This is a genomic window from Flintibacter sp. P01028, from assembly GCF_041925235.1.
In the GTDB taxonomy this organism is placed as follows: domain Bacteria; phylum Bacillota; class Clostridia; order Oscillospirales; family Oscillospiraceae; genus Lawsonibacter; species Lawsonibacter aceti.
Genome location: NZ_JBHEVC010000001.1, coordinates 517,697 through 535,561, shown reverse-complemented (window position 1 = coordinate 535,561; position 17,865 = coordinate 517,697). Strand labels below are relative to the sequence as shown.

Genomic DNA, 17,865 nt, shown 5'->3' with positions numbered 1-17,865 from the left:
AAATATGGGGGAAATTCCTATCTTTGGAGCTGTTAGGGGCAAATCGACCTGATGAAATGAGGAATCGAAAACTCAAAGCACAGTCAACTGGCCATCCCTGACATCAACAGACAGATGGGCACCAGGCTCTACCTGATCGGCTATGATCTTTCGACCGATGAGGGTCTCCACTGTGTGCTGGAGATAGCGGCGCAGGGGGCGAGCCCCGTAGATGGGGTCATAAGCCGCGTCAATGATATGGGACTTAGCGTCGGCAGTCAGCTCCACGGTGAGCTGCTGATCCGCCAGGCGGCGGTTCAGATTGGCCACCAGAAGGTCAATAATATGGGTGACGTTATCCTTTGTCAGCGGCTTGTAGAACACAATTTCATCCAAACGGTTGAGGAACTCCGGGCGGAAGGACCGCTTGAGCAGCTCGCTCACTTGGTTCCGGGCCTCCTGACTAATCTCACCGTCTGAGCCGATGCCGTCCAGCAGGAACTGGCTGCCCAGATTGGAGGTTAGGATGATGATGGTGTTCTTAAAGTCCACCGTTCTTCCTTGACTGTCCGTAATACGACCGTCATCCAATACCTGAAGTAATATATTGAATACGTCAGGGTGAGCCTTCTCCACCTCATCAAAAAGGATGACGGAGTAGGGCTTTCTCCTCACCGCCTCCGTGAGCTGGCCGCCCTCCTCATAGCCCACATATCCCGGAGGGGCGCCGATGAGCCGGGACACGGAGAATTTCTCCATATATTCGCTCATGTCGATGCGCACCAGGTTCTTTTCGCTGTCGAACAGGGCTTCGGCCAGAGTTTTGGCCAGCTCGGTCTTACCTACGCCGGTAGGGCCCAGGAACAGGAAGGAGCCGATGGGCTTGCTGGGGTCGGCGATCCCGGCCCGGCTGCGCAGGATAGCCTCGGATACCAACCTCACTGCCTCGTCCTGTCCTACCACCCGCTGGTGGAGGATATCCTCCAGGTGGAGCAGCTTGTCCCGCTCCCCCTCCATCAGCCGGGCCACCGGGATGCCGGTCCAGCGTTCAATGATGCGGGCGATTTCCTCCTCGGTGACCTTGTCCCGCAGGAGAGAGCGGGCCTTGCCCTCGTTGGCGATGCTCTCCTCCGCCTCCAGGGCTTTCTTCAGCTCCGGGATGCGGCCATATTGCAGCTCGGCGGCTTTCTCCAGGTCGTACTCCCGCTGGGCTTTCTCCAGGGCGGCGTTGGCCGCCTCCAGCTCCTCCCGCAGCTTCTGTACCTTGCCGATGGCCCCCTTCTCGTTGTCCCACTGGGCTTTCTTGGCCTTGAACTCTTCCCGCATATCGGACAGTTCCCTCTGAATCTCAGCCAGATGCTCCTGGGACAGCTTGTCGGTCTCCTTCTTCAGGGCGGCCTCCTCAATCTCGTGCTGGATGATCTTCCGCTGGATGATGTCCAGTTCAGTGGGCATGGAGTCCATCTCGGTGCGGATCATGGCACAGGCCTCGTCCACCAAGTCGATGGCCTTGTCCGGCAGGAAGCGGTCGGTGATATAGCGGTTGGACAGGGTTGCGGCGGCAATGATAGCCCCGTCCGTGATTTTGACCCCGTGGTACACCTCATACCGCTCCTTGAGTCCCCGGAGAATGGCGATAGCGTCCTCTACTGTGGGCTCGTTAACCATCACGGGCTGGAACCGACGTTCCAGGGCGGCGTCTTTCTCGATATACTGCCGGTACTCGTTGAGAGTGGTGGCGCCGATGCAGTGGAGCTCGCCACGGGCCAGCATGGGTTTGAGCAGGTTGCCTGCATCCATACTGCCCTCAGTCTTGCCAGCGCCCACAATAGTGTGCAGCTCGTCAATGAAGAGGATGATGCGGCCCTCGGACTTTTTGACCTCGTTGAGGACGGCCTTCAGCCGCTCCTCGAACTCCCCCCGGTACTTGGCCCCGGCCACAAGGGAGCCCATGTCCAGGGAGAAGATCGTCTTGTCCTTCAGGGAACCGGGCACATCTCCCTTGACAATCCGTTGAGCCAGACCTTCAGCGATGGCGGTCTTGCCCACGCCGGGCTCGCCAATGAGCACAGGGTTGTTCTTGCTCTTACGGGAAAGGATGCGGATGACATTCCGGATTTCATCGTCCCGGCCGATGACCGGGTCCAGCTTGTTCTGGCGGGCACGCTCCACCAAGTCGGTGCCGTATTTCTTCAGGGCGTTATAGGTATCCTCCGGGTTGTCCGAGGTCACCCGTTGGTTGCCGCGGACGCTGGCCAGAGCCTGCATCACCTTCTCCCTGTCCACATGGTAGGTGCGGAATAACTCCTTTAAGGCACTGTCAGGCTGTGCCAGCAGACCGAGGAAGATGTGTTCCACTGAGATGTACTCGTCCTTCATGGCCTGGGCCTCTTGCTCCGCGCCGCGGAGGGCCCTGTCCACATCCTGGGACACATAGACCTTGTCCGCTTCCCGGCCGGACCCGGACACTTTAGGCAGTTTCTGGACCTCACCCTTCACTGCCGCCTCAAAGCTGGGAACAGTCATGCCCATAGCGGCGAGCAGCTGGGGAATGAACCCCTCGTTGTCACTGACCAGGGCCAGCAACAGGTGGGGCTGCTCGATCTGCTGATTGCCGTATTCCTGGGAGATGTCCCTGGCCCCCTGGATGGCGGCCAGGGATTTTTGAGTAAATCGATCCATATTCATGAAAAGAAACCTCCTTTAACTTTGGTTTCAAGATTGTCATAAATTAGCACTTGACTGAATTGTTTGCTAAAACAAAAATACACCAACCTGAGATATTTTGCAAGAAAAAATTTGACGCTCGCTGGCTGGCGTATACACCGGCACCCCCAAAAAAGGGCAGGCTCTGAAGCCTGCCCTTCCTTCTGGTCACTGAATGGCGATCCTTCTGCTTTGAGGCTGTATCTCAGCCATCTTAGGCAGAATCAACGTCAACACTCCGTTCTCATAGGAGGCTCGGATAGCGTCCTCCTGAATGCCAGAGGCATCAAAGGAGCGGACAAAAGAGCCGACCCGGCGCTCCCGGCACAGGTATTGGCCCTGGTCGTCCCGCTTCTCCTGCTTTTCCTCGTGCTGGGCAGAGATGGTCAGGACGCCTTCCTTCAGCTCCAAATGGATATCCTCCTTTTGGAAGCCAGGCAGTTCAGCTTCCAAAAGGAAGTGGTCACCCTCATCCCGGATATCGGTCCGAAAGGCGGTGGGCTGGCGGTTTGCGGGAGGGAAGAAGCTGCGCTCCAGGTCATCAAAAATCGTGTCTAGACCGCCGTGATAGCGGCCAAAGGGGATCATACTGTACATCATAAGAAACTCCTTTCTGAGGTGGGGGTCCGATCTCAGCGGCCCTTCCTGCCTCACTTAACTTTGGTCCTAGTATATCGTCCAAATGTGAACAGTTCTTGCACACTTTGTGTATAAATTGTAAATATTAGCACTCTTATTATTTGAGTGCTAATATTGGAGTGTTGTACCAACCAAAAAAGTGTGCTACAATATTTATATTCTTTCCCAGAGGAAAAAATTTATCAATGACCGGGAGGATGAATCATGAAAGTATTGATCTTAGGGCCGAAGGCACGCTATGAGGCCTATATGCCGGAGTTTGTTGCACAGCTGCCCTTTGAAACGGCCTACTGTTCTCTGGACCAGTCCCCACAACAGGCGGCGCGGGAAAACGCTGATGCCCAGATCCTGTTCACCGACCCCATCGTGGACGTGACGGGAGAACTGATGGACCTGATGCCCGGTCTGAAACTGATTCAATCGGAGGGGGTGGCCTACAACCGGATTGATCTGGAGGCGGCCAGGGCCAGGAACATTTTTGTGTGCAACAATAAAGGCTGCAACGCCGCTTCAGTGGCGGAGCATACGGTGATGCTCATGCTCATGGCTCTACGTCACGGTATTACTGGCCACAACGCCCTTCGGGAAGGCCGTCAACGCGAGATGAAGGAGGCGGTCATGGCCTCCAACTCTCCGGAGTTGGGTCTATCCACTGTGGGCTTGGTAGGGCTGGGGGACATCGGTACCGCCACAGCCAGGCTGCTGGCTCCCTTCGGCTGCAAGATGTACTACTACACCGCCCACCGCCGTCTACCCCAGGTAGAGGAAGAGCTGAACGTGGAATATCTCCCACTGGAGGAGCTGGTGTCCCGGTGCGACATTGTATCTCTCCATTGTGCAGTTACCCCGGAGACCACTCATATGGTGGACAAGGCTCTGCTAGACAAGTTCAAGCCGGGAGCCATTTTAGTGAACACCTCTCGTGGCCTGTTGGTGGACAGCCTGGCCGTCCGGCAGGCCCTCATCGACGGCCGACTGGGTGCCATCGCTATGGATGTCTTTGAACCGGAGCCCACTCCCGCTGACCACCCCCTGGTGGACCTCCCTCCAGAGGTCGCGGATCGGGCCATCTACTCGCCCCATCTGGGCGGCAATACCGGCGGCTCCTTCCACCGGGCCCACACCAATATGTGGACCTCGGCCCAGCTGGTGCTGGAGGGGAAGCGGCCCAATTTTATCGTCAATGGGCTGTGAGAAAAAAGAAAAGAGGACCCGGTACACCACTGTACCGGGTCCTTTTTTGTTGAGAGGGAAAGCTTAACTGTGGGCATGAGCCAGCTTGGGAGCCACTTCAGGCTGGGGCGCTCTGGGCGCGGGGGACTCCTGATGAGTCAGGCCCTTGGCGTTGGCCAGCATCAGCTTGATGCGGTTCTCCTGGTTGATCTTGGTGGCGCCTGGGTCGTAGTCGATGGCCACCACGTTGGAGTAGGGGTACTCGTCCTTCAGCTTGCGGATCATACCCTTGCCCACGATGTGGTTGGGCAGGCAGCCAAAGGGCTGGGTACACACGATATTATTGGTGCCGGAGTGGATGAGCTCCAACATCTCGGCGGTGAGGAGCCAGCCCTCGCCCATCTTGTTGCCGTCGCCCAGATAGCCATGGACCAGGGAGTGGAGCTCCTGGAAGGTGCCGGGGGCACGGAAGCGGCCGGACTTCTTCAGAGCGGCGATCATATCCTTCTGACAGCCCTCGATATAGGACATGAAGGCCCGGCAGGCGGCCTTCTTGATCCACTTCCCGCCGTACAGATCCACATCGGCCACCCGGTTGTAAATCTTGAAAATAATGAAATCGGTCAGGCCGGGGACTACGGGCTCCACGCCTTCGGAGAGCAGGAACTGCTCCAAATTGTTGTTGCCCAGGGGGGCGAACTTCACATAGATTTCCCCAACCACGCCCACACGAATCTTGGGTTCACCCTGGACAGGGATGGAGGCGAAGTCGGCGCAGATCTGGTCAAAGAGAGCCCGCATCTGCCCTCGGCTCATGCCCTTCCCACTCTGGAAGCCGTCTACCAGCTTCTGAGACCAGTGGGCGATCATGGCGTCGGTCTTTCCCTGCTCTACTTCATAAGGGCGGACCTGATTGGCCACGTTGACGATGATGTCTCCATACATCATGGCAAAGACCGCCTTGCGAATGAAGGGGAGGGTCAAGGAAAAGCCGGGGTTCTTCTCCAGGCCGGACAGATTGACGGAAACCACAGGAATATAGCCCATGTCCGCTTTCTCCAGAGCCTTGCGCAGCAGGTGGATATAGTTGCTGGCCCGGCAGCCGCCGCCAGTCTGGGTGATGAGCAGGCCCACCTTGTGGGGGTCATAGCCGCCGTGCTTCACCGCGTCGATGAGCTGGCCGATGACCAGCAGAGCGGGATAGCAGGTGTCGTTATGGACATATTTCAGGCCTTCATCCACAATGCCCCGGTGGTTGGTGGTGAGCATATCCACCTTGTAGCCCTCACACTCCAGCAGCTTCTGCATCATGCCGAAGTGGACGGGGAGCATCTGGGGCATCAGGAGGGTATACTCCTCCTTCATCTCCTTGGTGAACAGCAGACGGCCAGTTTCGTCATAAACTAATTTTGCCATAAAAAAGTCCCTTTCTGAAAAGAGTGGAGAGCGGGGATTCAGTGTCCGGCTCCGCCGGGTGATTCAAAACCTGTTCGCCTTCAACGAACACAATATCTCCAAGCTTTACACCTAGAAATACTCAACTCTGTTTTCTGGCTTCAATGGCGGCCATCAGGCTCCGAATGCGGATCTTGACGGCGCCCAGGTTGCTGATGTCGTCGATCTTCAACTGGGTGTACAGCTTGCCGCCGTCCTCCAGGATGGAGCGCATCTCGTCGCCGGTGATAGCGTCGATGCCGCAGCCAAAGGATACCAGCTGGATGAGCTCCATATCCGGCTGGGTGCACACATACCGGGCGGCGTTATACATCCTGGCGTGATAGGTCCACTGGTTGAGAACATGGCGGGGAGCCTTATCCTCCAGATAGGCCACCGCATCCTCGGTGACCAGAACAAAGCCGTAGGAGGTGATAAGATCGTTGATACCGTGGTTGATCTCCGGGTCCATATGGTAGGGGCGGCCAGCCACCACAAGGATGGGGCGTCCCTCTGCCCGCGCCTGGGCGATATACTCCCGGCCGCGGGCCCTTAGATCCTCCTTATAGGCATCGTAGGCCGCATAGGCGGCTTTGACGGCGGCCACAGTCTCCCGCTTAGGGATTTGAAACTCGTTGAAAAACCACTCGCTGGCTTTGCGCTCGAAATCCTTGGGGCGGTGAAGGCCAAAGTAGGGGTAGAGGAACCGGGTCTTTTTCAGGTCGGGTACGTTGGCGGCCAGCAGTTCGGGGTAGTAAGCTACCACCGGGCAGTTGTAGTTGTTGTCGCTGACACCCTCGTCAAAGTTATAGGGCATACAGGGGTAGAAGATGGCGTCCACGCCCTCCTCCACCAGCGCCTCCACATGGCCGTGGAGCAGCTTGGCGGGGTAACACACGGTGTCAGAGGGGATTGTGCGTTGGCCCTTGAGATAGAGCTTGCGGCTGGACTGGGGGGAGAGGACCACCCGGAAATTGAGTCGTGTGAACAACTCGAACCAGAAGGGGAGGTTCTCATACATATTCAGGCCGAAGGGAATACCGATTCTCCCTCTGGAGCCATCTCCCTGCCCCGTTCCATGGAGGGAGCGGAGGTGGTCGTATTTGTAGCGCATCAGGTCGGGCAGATGGCTGGGCTCCTCCCCCAGAGGACGGGAGCACCGGTTGCCGGAGACGAAGCGCCGCCCCCCGTCAAAGGAGTTGACGGTGAGGGAGCAGTGATTGGTGCACAGGCCGCAGGTAGCGGGTCTGGCGGTGTGGGAGAAACGGTCCAGAGCCTCCCGGCCCAGCAGATGGCTCTTGTCCAGGTGCAGGTCACGGGCAGCCAAAGCGGCGCCGAAGGCGCCCATGATGCCCGAAATCACAGGACGGGTCACATTGCGGCCAAGCTCCTGCTCAAAGGCCCGGAGCACCGCGTCATTGAGGAAGGTGCCTCCCTGGACCACAATGTGTTGTCCCAGATCGTCGGCGGAGGCGGCCCGGATAACCTTATATATGGCGTTTTTCACGATGGAGGTGGACAGACCGGCGGAGATATCTTCCACGCTGGCCCCGTCCTTCTGGGCCTGCTTGACGCTGGAGTTCATGAACACAGTGCACCGGGAGCCCAGATTTACCGGATGTTGGGAGAAGAGTCCCAGCTTGGAGAAATCCGCTATGTTGTAGCCCAGAGCCTTGGCAAAGGTCTCAATGAAGGAGCCACAGCCGGAGGAGCAGGCCTCGTTGAGCATGATGGAGTCCACGGCGCCGTTGCGGATCTTAAAGCACTTCATATCCTGACCGCCGATGTCGATGATGAAATCCACGGAGGGCTCAAAGTGGGCGGCGGCCTTGTAGTGGGCCATAGTCTCCACCAGACCGAGGTCGCAGGAGAAGGCGTTTTTGATCAGGTCCTCGCCATAGCCGGTGACGGCGGCACCGCGGATCACGATACGGTCACCGCACATGGCGTAGATGGTCCGCAGCTGTTCCAGCACGATGGCCACGGGGTTACCCAGATTGGAGTGGTAATAGGTATACAGCAGGCCGCCGTCGGCGGTGATGAGGGCCAGCTTGGTGGTGGTGGAGCCAGCGTCGATGCCCAGCCAAGCCGGACCGGAGTAGGTATGGATATCCACCTCTGGGGGGCGGCTGGCGTTGTGCCGGGCACTGAATTGGTCGTACTCCTCCTGACTGGAGAACAGGGGAGGCATGGTGTCCACCAGGGTGGTGGCCTCGGCGCTGTCGGCCAGCTTTTTCAGCACCTCCTCAAAGGGGACAGGCTGATAGTCGGTAGCGCACAGAGCCGCGCCCATGGCCGCGAAACAGTCGCCGTCCTCGGGAAAGATGGCGTGCTCACCGTCTAGGGCCAAAGTCTCCACAAAACGCTGGCGCAGGCCCATGAGGAAGTGGAGAGGCCCACCCAGAAACACGATCTTGCCCTTCAGCTCCCGGCCCTGGGTAAGACCGGCCACCGTCTGGTCCACCACTGCCTGGAAAATGGAAGCGGCCACGTCCTCTTTCCGCCCGCCCTGATTCAGGATGGGCTGGATATCGCTCTTGGCAAATACGCCGCAGCGGGAGGCGATGGGGTAGATCTTCTCATGCTTTAGGGACAGAGTATCTAGCTCGTTCACCGTGACGTTCATCAGGGTGGCCATCTGATCGATGAAGGCGCCGGTACCACCGGCGCAGGAGCCGTTCATCCGCTCCTCCAGGGAGCCGCCGAAGAAAATGATCTTGGCGTCCTCCCCTCCCAGTTCGATGACCGCGTCCGTGTCGGGGATGTATGTATTCACCGCGGCGGCAGTGGCATATACCTCCTGTACGAAGTCGATGCCCGCGGCGTTGGCTACGCCCAGTCCGGCAGAGCCGGTGATGGTGACCTTGACACGCTGGCCGGACAGCATATCGGAGATGGAGTTCAATGTTTCCAGTGCCCGCTCACGGGTCTTGGAGAAGTGCCGCTCATAGGAGCGGAACAGCAGTTTATTTTGTTCATCCAGCACCACTACCTTGACGGTGGTGGAGCCGATATCGATTCCTACGCGCAGACTCATGATTTTGAAACACCTACAATAGACTGGATATCTTTCTATTTCTTCAGTATTATGATAGCGATTTTGGGGAGCAAAAACAACGGAATTAACGATTTCTTAACAGGACAGAGAGGAGGAAAGACAGGAACTTAACATCCTGTTTTTCGTGATTTTAGACATATTTAAGATAAAAATTTGTCAAGAATGTAAAAGAGTCCCGCCGGATATCCTCCGGCGGGACTCTGCAAAAGTTATTTGTGGATGAAGCGGGAAGTCATCTTTCCGGTTTTGGCTTAATTACCTGGGGATCTCCGCGCTCCAGCCTTACCCCGCCGGTACCCGAGTCTGTACACCTCCAGGTGCCGTCCTCCTGCCGTTCCAGGCAGTATTCCAGGGTGTACAGCCAATGTCCATCTGGTCCTGGATCAAGGCCGGCGCCCGACTGCCAATATATGTTGTTCGCTTCCACCGGATCCACGGCCAGAGTGATGGCGGCGCACAGTCCGCTGGCCGCCTGCTGATAGACCCGGGCCTCATACAGGGCGGCGTAGGTTACGGCCGATGGGTGGCTGGACCCAAAGGAGGAATAGTATTGGGCCAGAGCCCGTCCATAGGCCTCGGCCGCCTTCTGGGGGTCGGTCACCGAGGCGGGGACCACCGGGTCCAGCAAGTCCCGGAGGTTGCTTACCACCACGTCACGAACATAGTCCTGAGTGACCAGTTCCTCATAGCCTTGGCTGCCTACCACTAGGGGGAACTCCCATAGGATGATCTGACTGCGCTCCATATGACCGATCCCCTCCACCGTCAGCAGATGGGGCACATGGCCGTAAGGATGAAACAGACCGTCGCCGTCGGCGTAATTCCCTCCAGCCCAGCCCGCTTCCTCCAAATTCCCGGTGGTCAAGCCGTAGTCGAAGGCGTACAGCTTCACGGTCCCCTCTTTCAGCAGGTCGGGGTAAGAGGACAGCAGGCGGAATTGGGTCAGTTCTACCCCAGTGTAGGGGGCGGACAGGCCGCTGTCGGTAAAGTCCTGGTTCCACTTGGCCAGCTCATCCGCCAGGAGCCGGTCCACCGCCTCCGCCACCGGGGACAGGTCCTCCCGGACGATGCTGCCGGCGGGAGGAGTCCACCGCTGACGGATGAGCTGGTACAGCTCCGGGCTTTCAAAGAGCAGCCCGTCGATGTCCACCTGGTCCTCGACCAGACCGGCGGAGAGATACAGGGTGACGTCCTCGGGCAGCAGGATGTCCAGCGTCCACAGCCGGTGGGAGGAAAAGCTGTCAGATCCGTCCGGCCCCAGATACCGGCCTGCCATTCGGTTGAGCATCCCGGCCAGCTGGTCGGACGAGACCGGGAGGTCATAGCGGCCTCCGCTGACGGACTGGATGTCCTGTGGGGTGAGAGCGGACAGACGCTGGGTCAGGTCCTTTTGAATCAACTCCAAAGAGTCCTGCTGGTGGAAGGCCAGCACCTGCTCATTCAGCGCCGCCGGGAAGGTTAGGTCCATAAACATCACACTGCCGCCTCCCCAGACCGTCAACCGATAGCCGTAGCCCCGCCCCCATTGGTCCGGGACCCAGCCGTTGTAGGTGCCGATGACCAGCAGGTCGGGGGAGACGCCTTCCTCCCCCTTCCCCTGGAGGGCGTCGGCCAGCGCCTCCGGGGTGATCCCTAAATACTGGGCGTTTTCGGTGAGAAACGCCTGATCCTGGACTAGCAGCTCCACCAGGGCGGCGATGTGCTCCGGCTTCTCCAGCCGGGTATAGGAGCTGGGTACGTTTCCAACCTGGGTAGAGCGGTTGGCGATAAACTGATATCCGCCGTCCACCGCCCGAAGGACCAACTGGCAGGCCCCGTGGTCCCCATAGTTGAGATAGAGAATGCTGTCATGGCGGGAACCGCTCTCAAAGCTTGGGACTGTATAATTGGTGTCCCCATGGAAGTGGTAGTAGGCGTCATACTCCGGCAGGTAGGTGAAATCGCCCAGCCCCACCAGATTGGTCTCCTCCAAAGTCAGGCCGGTGTGTTCCAGCAGGACGGTGTCCATCTCCTGCCGGGTGATTTTGGTGCAGCCGCAGTCCGGGTCCGCCCCGCCGTAACCCCGGTCGATGACCAGCCGCCGCTCCTCCTCGCTGATGGAGCTGGGATTGCCGGTCCCCAGATAGAACAGCTGGTACAGGTCGATGTCCGCCGGATGGTCATACCAGGAAGTCAGGAACTGGTTGCGAATGGAGAAATTGATGTAGGCATTTCCGCCGCTGCCGGTCCCGTTGTCAAAGAAGGAGCCGTCGTTGAAATAGGCCAGCTCCTCGGCGGTAAGAGGAATGGCGCCGCTCTGTGCCCCCTGGCGGTTCATCAGGTCGTAGAGCTGGACTGCCGCCTGCTGGTGCATCAGGGCGGCCACCCGGCGTCCGGAAACCTCCGTCCCGCTGAGTTCACCGTCAGTAAGCACATAGAAGTCGCCGGAGTTCCCCCGGTCGGCGGGGGCGGCCAGCAGATATCGGACCTCCGCGCCCTGCTGGTCAGTGAGAGTCAGGGTACGCAGAGAGGCCGGGGCCAGGTCCCCCACTACCTGGGGCGGATTGAGCCAGTCCGGGCACTCCTGCTTCAAGATCTCTTTGGCCTCCGCCAGCAGCTCCGGATCGGTGATGGCGGTGGGGTCAAACTGACTGGAGGTGGTGGGCTGTCCCAGGCGGATGCTCTGGGCGCTTTGCACATCACTGAGGAAGCGTCTATAATCGCCTGCCGGACCGCCGCTCTGGTTTCCGTCAGAGAAGGTGAATACTGCTACCAGAGCCAGGGCCACACAAGCCCCAAAGACAGCGGCCGCCCTGGTTTCTGGGTGCTTCACCAGCAGGGCGATGCGCTGTTGAATGGTCTTTTTGCCCCCTGTCATGGCGGTGGAGCAGGACAGCAGATCGGCCGGCCGCAGGGAACGCTGGGCCACCATGCCCACCAGGGTGCGGCCGTAGGGGATGCGCTGGTCCTCCCCCAGACGGCGCACCGCCCCCTCGTCACAGGCCAGTTCTCCGTCCCGTTTGGACAGGAGGACAGCCAGCCATACCAGAGGGTTATACCAGTGGAGGGCCAGGGCCAGACACCGCAGGGGGGCCCAGAGGTGGTCCCTGTGGGCGTAGTGGGTGAGCTCATGGGCCAGCACATGCTCCCGTGCGGCAGAGTCCGCCGCTGCCTGGGGAGTCAGGTAGACCACGGGCCGGAACAGGCCGAACAGGCAGGGAGAGGACAGGTCCTCTATCACGTAGACGGGAAGAGGACACTCAGGAATGTCCAGGGGGCGGCGGGAGCGGCGCAGCCTTGCGGCAAAGCGCAGGTTGCTCCCAATCAGGAACAGGAGCATCACCGCCGCTCCTGTCCCCCACAGGATAGACAGGATACGGGGGACAGTGGAGAAAAAGGCGTAATCGGTATAACCGTTTTCCTCCAAGACTGTGCCGCCGCTGTAATAATCAAAGCCGAACCCTCCCAGAGCGGGGAAGCCACGGCTGGTGATGCCGGCGCTCATGACCGGGTCCTCTCCCTGTTCTTCCCAGATATGCTGAATATAACTCTCTGGCGCGTCTATGTGGTCGGTGGGAAAGGCGTATACCGGGGTGTCCTCCATCTGAGGCGCAAAGTCCACTGCCCCTAAGGAGGACAGGAAGGGGAGCTGAATAGGGATCAGCAGCCGGATCAGCACCACCGCCCAGAGGGCATAGCGGTTCACAGAGGACAGCCGGTTCCGGGTGAGCCAACGGACAGTCAGCACCGCCAGAATTAGTAGGGTGGAGGTGAAGGCCCAGGGGATCAGGGTGGGCATGGCGCTGTTCAGAACGAAAATGCCGCTCATTTCGCTCCCTCCTCTGCCTGTCGAAGAATCTCATACAGCTCGTCAATCTCCTTCCGGGTCAGGGCCTTGTCCTGGGCCATGGCAGACACCATCAACCCCACGCTGCCCCGATACACCTTGTTCAAGAAGGAGCGGGTCTCCCGGCGGACGGCCTTCCGCCGTTCCACCGAGGGCCGATAGTGACGGGTCCGGCCCGTCACTTCACAGTGGACCAGCCCCTTCTCCTCCATCCGCCGCAGGGTAGTGATGGTGGTGCTCTTGGCCCAGCCCACCTTCTGGGACAGGCGCTCCACCAATTCCATCACCGTCAGAGGAGAGTGCTCCCAAAGGCAGTCCAACACATACCATTCGCTGTTGGTCAGGGTGACATCCGGCATAAAAACACCTCCTTAAGTCTACTTTGTAGACCAAACATAACACAACTGGTCTACATTGTCAACCAAAGAAAATGAATTGTAATTAAATTGTAAATCCTGTGTAGATCAGGGCATCTGGCTCACATTGAGGCGAAAGTGGCTTTTCCTGGCGGACAGCAGCCCATCCCGCCTCATTTTGCCCAGCTCATTGGACAGGGCACTCCGGTCCACGCCCAGATAATCAGCCAGCTGCTGGCGGTCAAAGGGGATAGAAAAGGAGGGGCTGTTCTGGAGCACCGCCTGGTCGGACAGATAGGAGAGCAGCCTGCCCCGGATGGTCTTGGAGGAGGTGTAGAAGATGCGCCGAGAGAGGGCCAGGTTTTTTCTGGCCGTAATGGTCAGAAGATTGCGCAAGAGAGTTCCATGGTGGGGTCCCTCGCCGGACAAGAGCAGGCCCATATCCAGGAACAGGACCTCTGTGTCCTGGACGGCCGCAACGTCAACCATCAGTGGTTCCCCGGGGACACAGGCGTAGGTCTCCGCAAAGACCTGGCCGGGGGCAACATGGTCCAAGATGGTCCGGTTTCCCCAGGCGTCGTGATTCTCAATGTTGACGCCCCCGGAGAGCACCAGACCCAGCCGCCCGGTCCGGTCGCCGGTGCGGAGGACGGCCTCCCCACGGGGATAGAAACGAGTCCCGGCTCCCAGACCGGCCAGAAGATCCGGAAGAACGTCCGGGGAGAGCCCTTGGAACAGGAGAATACCAGCCAAAAATTGATAGTCCATATCTTTCTCCTAAAATGTTGTTATAACAACGTACTCTGTGGATCAATGGTACTATACTTAGCCCATCCAAGTCAAGGAAAGGCGGAAAATGACATGATTCGTAGAATCATTGAGATCAACCGAGAGAAGTGTAACGGCTGCGGCCTGTGTTCCCAGGCCTGTCATGAGGGGGCCATCGGCATGGTGGAGGGCAAGGCGCTCCTGCTTCGTGATGACTACTGTGACGGCCTGGGGGACTGTTTACCCACCTGTCCTACCGGGGCCATCACCTTTGTGGAGCGGGAGGCGGCTCCCTATGATGAGGCGGCGGTCCAGGCCCAAAAGAGGGAGCGGGAGAATGGAGAAGGCCAGGGCTGCCCTGGCAGCCGTATCCAGACACTGGGACGGCGTCAGGAGCAGGAAGCCGCCGCGACCGGTCCAGTCTCATCCCAACTGCGCCAGTGGCCTGTCCAGATCAAGCTGGCTCCCCTTACGGCGCCCTACTTTGACGGCGCGAACCTGCTGATTGCCGCCGACTGCACCGCCTTTGCCTATGGAAACTTCCATCAGGATTTTATCCGGGGCAAAGTGACATTGGTGGGCTGCCCCAAGTTGGACGGGGTTGATTACAGTGAAAAGCTGACAGAAATCATCCGTCAAAATAATATCAAGAGCGTGACCATTGCGCGGATGGAGGTCCCCTGCTGCGGCGGCCTACAAATTGCGGCGGAGAAGGCCCTGCGGGACAGCGGGAAGTTTATCCCCTGGCAGGTGGTGACCATTTCAGTGGATGGTAGGATATTGGAGTAAAAGGAATGGACGGTCTTTGGCCGTCCATTCTGTTCTTGACGCCCAAGTTCACCGAGCAGCGGGATTGCGGAGATAGAGGAGAGGAAACAGGGCTCCACCAGGTACACCCGTGGCAGGATATGGATACAGAGAATCGATTGGCTGTCCACTCAATCGAACAAATTTTCCATAAACATTGACTTAGACTATGTCCTGTTATAGAATAGAAACCAACACAAAAGAAGGGGCGCTGTGTTTTGGAACAGGCAAATACCTGCTGCTTTACCGGGCACCGGCCCGACAAACTTCCTTGGGGAACGGATGAGCGGGACCCCAGATGCACACGGCTGAAGGAGCGGTTGGGACAGGCCCTGGAGCGGGCCTATCAGAGTGGCTGCCGCCATTTTATCTGTGGAATGGCACGGGGGGCGGACCTGTATTTTGCCGAGGCTGTGTTGGCCTTGCGGGCGTGCTTTCCGCAGGTGACGCTGGAGGGGGCGCGGCCCTGTGAGAGCCAAGCGGACCGCTGGCCCCGGGAGGAGCGGCTCCGCTATCAGGCTATCCTGGACCAGTGCGACTATGAGACTCTGGTCCAGCATCACTATGACCGGGGCTGCATGGCAAGGCGGAACCGGTACATGGTGGATCGGGCCTGCCGGATTATCGCCGTCTATGACGGTGAACCCAGAGGCGGGACGGCCCAGACCTTGGCCTATGCCATGCGGCAGGGCCTGGAATTAGATATTTTGGAGATTTGAGGTGCGTGTGATGGATAATACCCTGATGCATATGTGCTGTGCCCCCTGCGCCAACCAGCCTATCGCTCAACTGCGGGAGGAGGGGCTGTCGGTCACCGGCTTCTGGTTTAACCCCAACATTCACCCCTATACGGAATATCAGGCCCGGAAGCGCACCTTAGAGGACTACGCAAGGGAGATCGGCATGAAATTGGTCATCGGCGGCACCTATGATCTGCGGCCGTTCGTCACCGCTGTGGCTGGAAATATTGACGGGCGCTGTCCCTACTGCTACCGGGTCCGAATGGAGGAGACAGCCCGATACGCCGCGGAGCATGGCTATGACAGCTTTACCACCTCGCTGCTCATTTCCCCCTATCAGAACCATGATGCCATCGCCGCCATTGCCCGTGAGATGGGGCAGAAGTACGGGGTGGACTTCCTGTACCGGGATTTCAGGCCACTGTTTCAGGCGGGCCAGGCCTTTGCCCGGGAGCACGGCTTCTATATGCAGAAATATTGCGGCTGCATCTTCAGTGAGGAGGACCGCTATATGGCGGCCAAGCGGAAGAAAAAGGAGTCGTCTAGAGGACTGTGAGCCTCTGTATAAATAGTGAAGAAGGGGACAAAGACCTGATAAGATCGTAAAAAAGCGCCCTGCTCATCAGGGGAGCAGGGCGCGGGCTTTTTATCAGCCGAAGATCAACGGCAGTACATTCAGAAACAGGGTAATAATAATTCCGTTGCAGAAATCAATGAACAGCGAGCCGACCAGCGGTACGATAAAGAAAGCCTGGGGAGCAGGGCCGTAATTTTTGGTGATGGCCTGCATATTGGCCATGGCGTTGGGCGTGGCGCCCATACCAAATCCGCAGAAGGCGGAGGTCATGACTGCCGCCTCATAGTCCCGGCCCATGAGCCGGAACACCACGAACCGGGCGAAGAGGAACATGAGTATTACCTGGGCGGCCAGTAGAATGACCATGTCCGTAGCCAGTTCGGCCAGTTCCCAGAGCTTTAGGGACATAAGGGCGATGGCCAGGAAGATAGAGAGGGACACATTACCCCAGGTATCGATGGCCTTGGCGGGGAGAATAATGCGTTTGACATCACAGAAATTGCGGATGACAGCGGCGATGACCATGGAGCCGATATAGGTGGGGAAGGTGAACTTGATGACCGTGCCGGCAATGGTGATCTGCACGCTATTGAAGGCCATGGTCAGCAGAGTGCCCAGGCCAGATGCGACGATGAGCAGGATGGCGGCGTTGGTAAAGGCCGTATAGTCCATGCGCTCCGCCCGCTCCTTCTCTTCAGGAGTCTCGTCAGCGGCTTCAATGACGGACTCGGTGGTCTCGTTGGAGCGCAGACCATATTTGTTGATAAGGCTGCGGGCGGTAGGGCCGCCCATCAGGGAGCCGGCGACAAGACCAAAGGTGGCGGCGGCCATAGCCAGCACCTCAGCGCCGGCCAGACCCATCTTTTCCAGTTCGGGGCCGTAGGAGCCCGCGGTACCGTGGCCCCCTACCATGGGGATGGAGCCGGTGCACAGGCCGAGACGGGGATCCCAGCCAAGCAGGACGGACAGCACAGAGCTGGCCAAATTTTGCAGGATAACCATTAAGATAGCGACAAACAGGAAGGTAAATACCTTTTTACCCCCCTTTTTCAACAGCCGGAAGCAGGCGGTATAGCCTACGCTGGTAAAGAACAGGGTCATAAAGAAGTTTTTGATGTTCTCATCAAAGGATAGGGCCAGTACACCGCTCATATAGAGTCCCAGATGAACGAGGGCGAAGATCAGGCCCCCCACCACAGGGGCGGGGATACAGCATTTTCTCAGGAACTCGACGCGCTCGGTGAGAAATCGGCCCAGTACGAACAGGAGCATGGCAATGCCTGCAGTCTGGTAGATATCTAAGGTGAATGTGGGCATAGGTGTCCTCCTTTTTGATTGGGTCGGCTGTGGAAAGGGAGAAAATCAGCCGCCGGGAATAATCAGATGTGCCAGAAAAAAGCTCCGGTGCTGAAATCCAGTACCGGAGCGCAATTTCACAGAATTAGGCCAGAGCCTTCTTGGCGGTTTCCGTCAGTTGGACGAAAGCTGCCTTATCGTTGACTGCCAGCTCGGCCAGCATCTTGCGGTTGATGACGATGCCGGACTTCTTCAGGCCGTTCATGAAGGTGGAGTAGTTCATGCCGTTCAGCTTGCAGGCGGCATTGATCCGGGTGATCCAAAGCTGACGGAAGTCGCGCTTCTTCAGCTTGCGGCCGGTATAGGCGTACACACCGGACTTCATGACAGCCTGGTTGGCCATCTTATAATGCTTGGACTTGGAACCCCAGTAGCCCTTGGCCAGCTTGAGGATCTTATTTCTTCTCTTGCGCGTCATCATCGCGCCTTTCACTCTTGCCATTGTT

13 protein-coding genes are annotated in these 17,865 nt (G+C 58.3%); 4 read left to right on the top strand and 9 right to left on the bottom strand.

All coding sequences use genetic code 11. From position 1 onward, the window contains the following. Positions 1 to 72: 72 nt before the first annotated feature. Both clpB and ACEVJK_RS02590 read right to left on the bottom strand, forming a co-directional pair. Positions 73 to 2,667 (bottom strand): ATP-dependent chaperone ClpB, encoded by a 2,595-nt coding sequence (gene clpB, locus ACEVJK_RS02595; RefSeq protein ID WP_374739906.1) that lies wholly within the window; start codon positions 2,665 to 2,667, stop codon positions 73 to 75. 186 nt (positions 2,668 to 2,853) lie between these two features. Next, a complete protein-coding gene (locus tag ACEVJK_RS02590; RefSeq protein ID WP_374739905.1) occupies positions 2,854 to 3,285 on the bottom strand; it encodes an Hsp20/alpha crystallin family protein in 432 nt (143 codons plus the stop codon). A 243-nt stretch (positions 3,286 to 3,528) separates the two neighbouring features. Between ACEVJK_RS02590 and ACEVJK_RS02585 the strand changes: the two genes are divergently transcribed. Beyond that, positions 3,529 to 4,518 (top strand): 2-hydroxyacid dehydrogenase, encoded by a 990-nt coding sequence (locus tag ACEVJK_RS02585; protein ID WP_374739904.1) that lies wholly within the window; start codon positions 3,529 to 3,531, stop codon positions 4,516 to 4,518. 63 nt (positions 4,519 to 4,581) lie between these two features. On the opposite strand, the gene ACEVJK_RS02580 is transcribed toward ACEVJK_RS02585, so the two are convergent. From ACEVJK_RS02580 to ACEVJK_RS02560, 5 genes are all read right to left on the bottom strand, one after another. Next, positions 4,582 to 5,913, bottom strand: a complete 1,332-nt coding sequence (locus ACEVJK_RS02580; protein ID WP_147570854.1) for a 2-hydroxyacyl-CoA dehydratase — start codon at positions 5,911 to 5,913, stop codon at positions 4,582 to 4,584. 121 nt (positions 5,914 to 6,034) lie between these two features. Then, positions 6,035 to 8,968, bottom strand: a complete 2,934-nt coding sequence (locus ACEVJK_RS02575) for an acyl-CoA dehydratase activase-related protein (RefSeq protein ID WP_374739903.1) — start codon at positions 8,966 to 8,968, stop codon at positions 6,035 to 6,037. Between the two features lie 253 nt (positions 8,969 to 9,221). Then, positions 9,222 to 12,797 carry a M56 family metallopeptidase gene (locus ACEVJK_RS02570; RefSeq protein WP_374739902.1) on the bottom strand — a complete coding sequence of 1,192 codons (3,576 nt, stop codon included), beginning with the start codon at positions 12,795 to 12,797 and terminating at the stop codon, positions 9,222 to 9,224. After that, the gene (locus ACEVJK_RS02565; RefSeq protein WP_262669335.1) at positions 12,794 to 13,174 is read right to left on the bottom strand and encodes a BlaI/MecI/CopY family transcriptional regulator; all 381 of its coding nucleotides are present in this window, start codon (positions 13,172 to 13,174) and stop codon (positions 12,794 to 12,796) included. The genes ACEVJK_RS02570 and ACEVJK_RS02565 overlap by 4 nt, the downstream gene beginning before the upstream one ends. Positions 13,175 to 13,279: 105 nt before the next feature. After that, positions 13,280 to 13,939: a Crp/Fnr family transcriptional regulator gene (locus ACEVJK_RS02560; protein ID WP_262669334.1), complete on the bottom strand. Its 660-nt coding sequence runs from the start codon at positions 13,937 to 13,939 to the stop codon at positions 13,280 to 13,282. Between the two features lie 93 nt (positions 13,940 to 14,032). Here ACEVJK_RS02560 and ACEVJK_RS02555 point away from each other — a divergent pair, with 93 nt between their 5' ends. The 3 genes from ACEVJK_RS02555 to ACEVJK_RS02545 all read left to right on the top strand — a co-directional run bounded on the left by ACEVJK_RS02555 (position 14,033) and on the right by ACEVJK_RS02545 (position 16,042). Next, complete coding sequence (locus ACEVJK_RS02555) at positions 14,033 to 14,728, top strand: 4Fe-4S binding protein (protein WP_262669333.1); 696 nt, start codon at positions 14,033 to 14,035, stop codon at positions 14,726 to 14,728. Between the two features lie 236 nt (positions 14,729 to 14,964). Then, positions 14,965 to 15,465, top strand: coding sequence for an SLOG family protein (locus tag ACEVJK_RS02550; RefSeq protein ID WP_147570848.1), 501 nt, complete (start codon positions 14,965 to 14,967; stop codon positions 15,463 to 15,465). Positions 15,466 to 15,475: 10 nt separating this feature from the next. Continuing rightward, positions 15,476 to 16,042, top strand: a complete 567-nt coding sequence (locus ACEVJK_RS02545; RefSeq protein ID WP_240286953.1) for an epoxyqueuosine reductase QueH — start codon at positions 15,476 to 15,478, stop codon at positions 16,040 to 16,042. 93 nt (positions 16,043 to 16,135) lie between these two features. On the opposite strand, the gene gltS is transcribed toward ACEVJK_RS02545, so the two are convergent. Together gltS and rplT are read right to left on the bottom strand one after the other, a co-directional pair. Next, a complete protein-coding gene (gene gltS / locus ACEVJK_RS02540) occupies positions 16,136 to 17,380 on the bottom strand; it encodes a sodium/glutamate symporter (RefSeq protein ID WP_186852808.1) in 1,245 nt (414 codons plus the stop codon). 124 nt (positions 17,381 to 17,504) lie between these two features. After that, positions 17,505 to 17,861 carry a 50S ribosomal protein L20 gene (rplT, locus tag ACEVJK_RS02535; protein ID WP_147561805.1) on the bottom strand — a complete coding sequence of 119 codons (357 nt, stop codon included), beginning with the start codon at positions 17,859 to 17,861 and terminating at the stop codon, positions 17,505 to 17,507. Positions 17,862 to 17,865 lie beyond the last annotated feature (4 nt).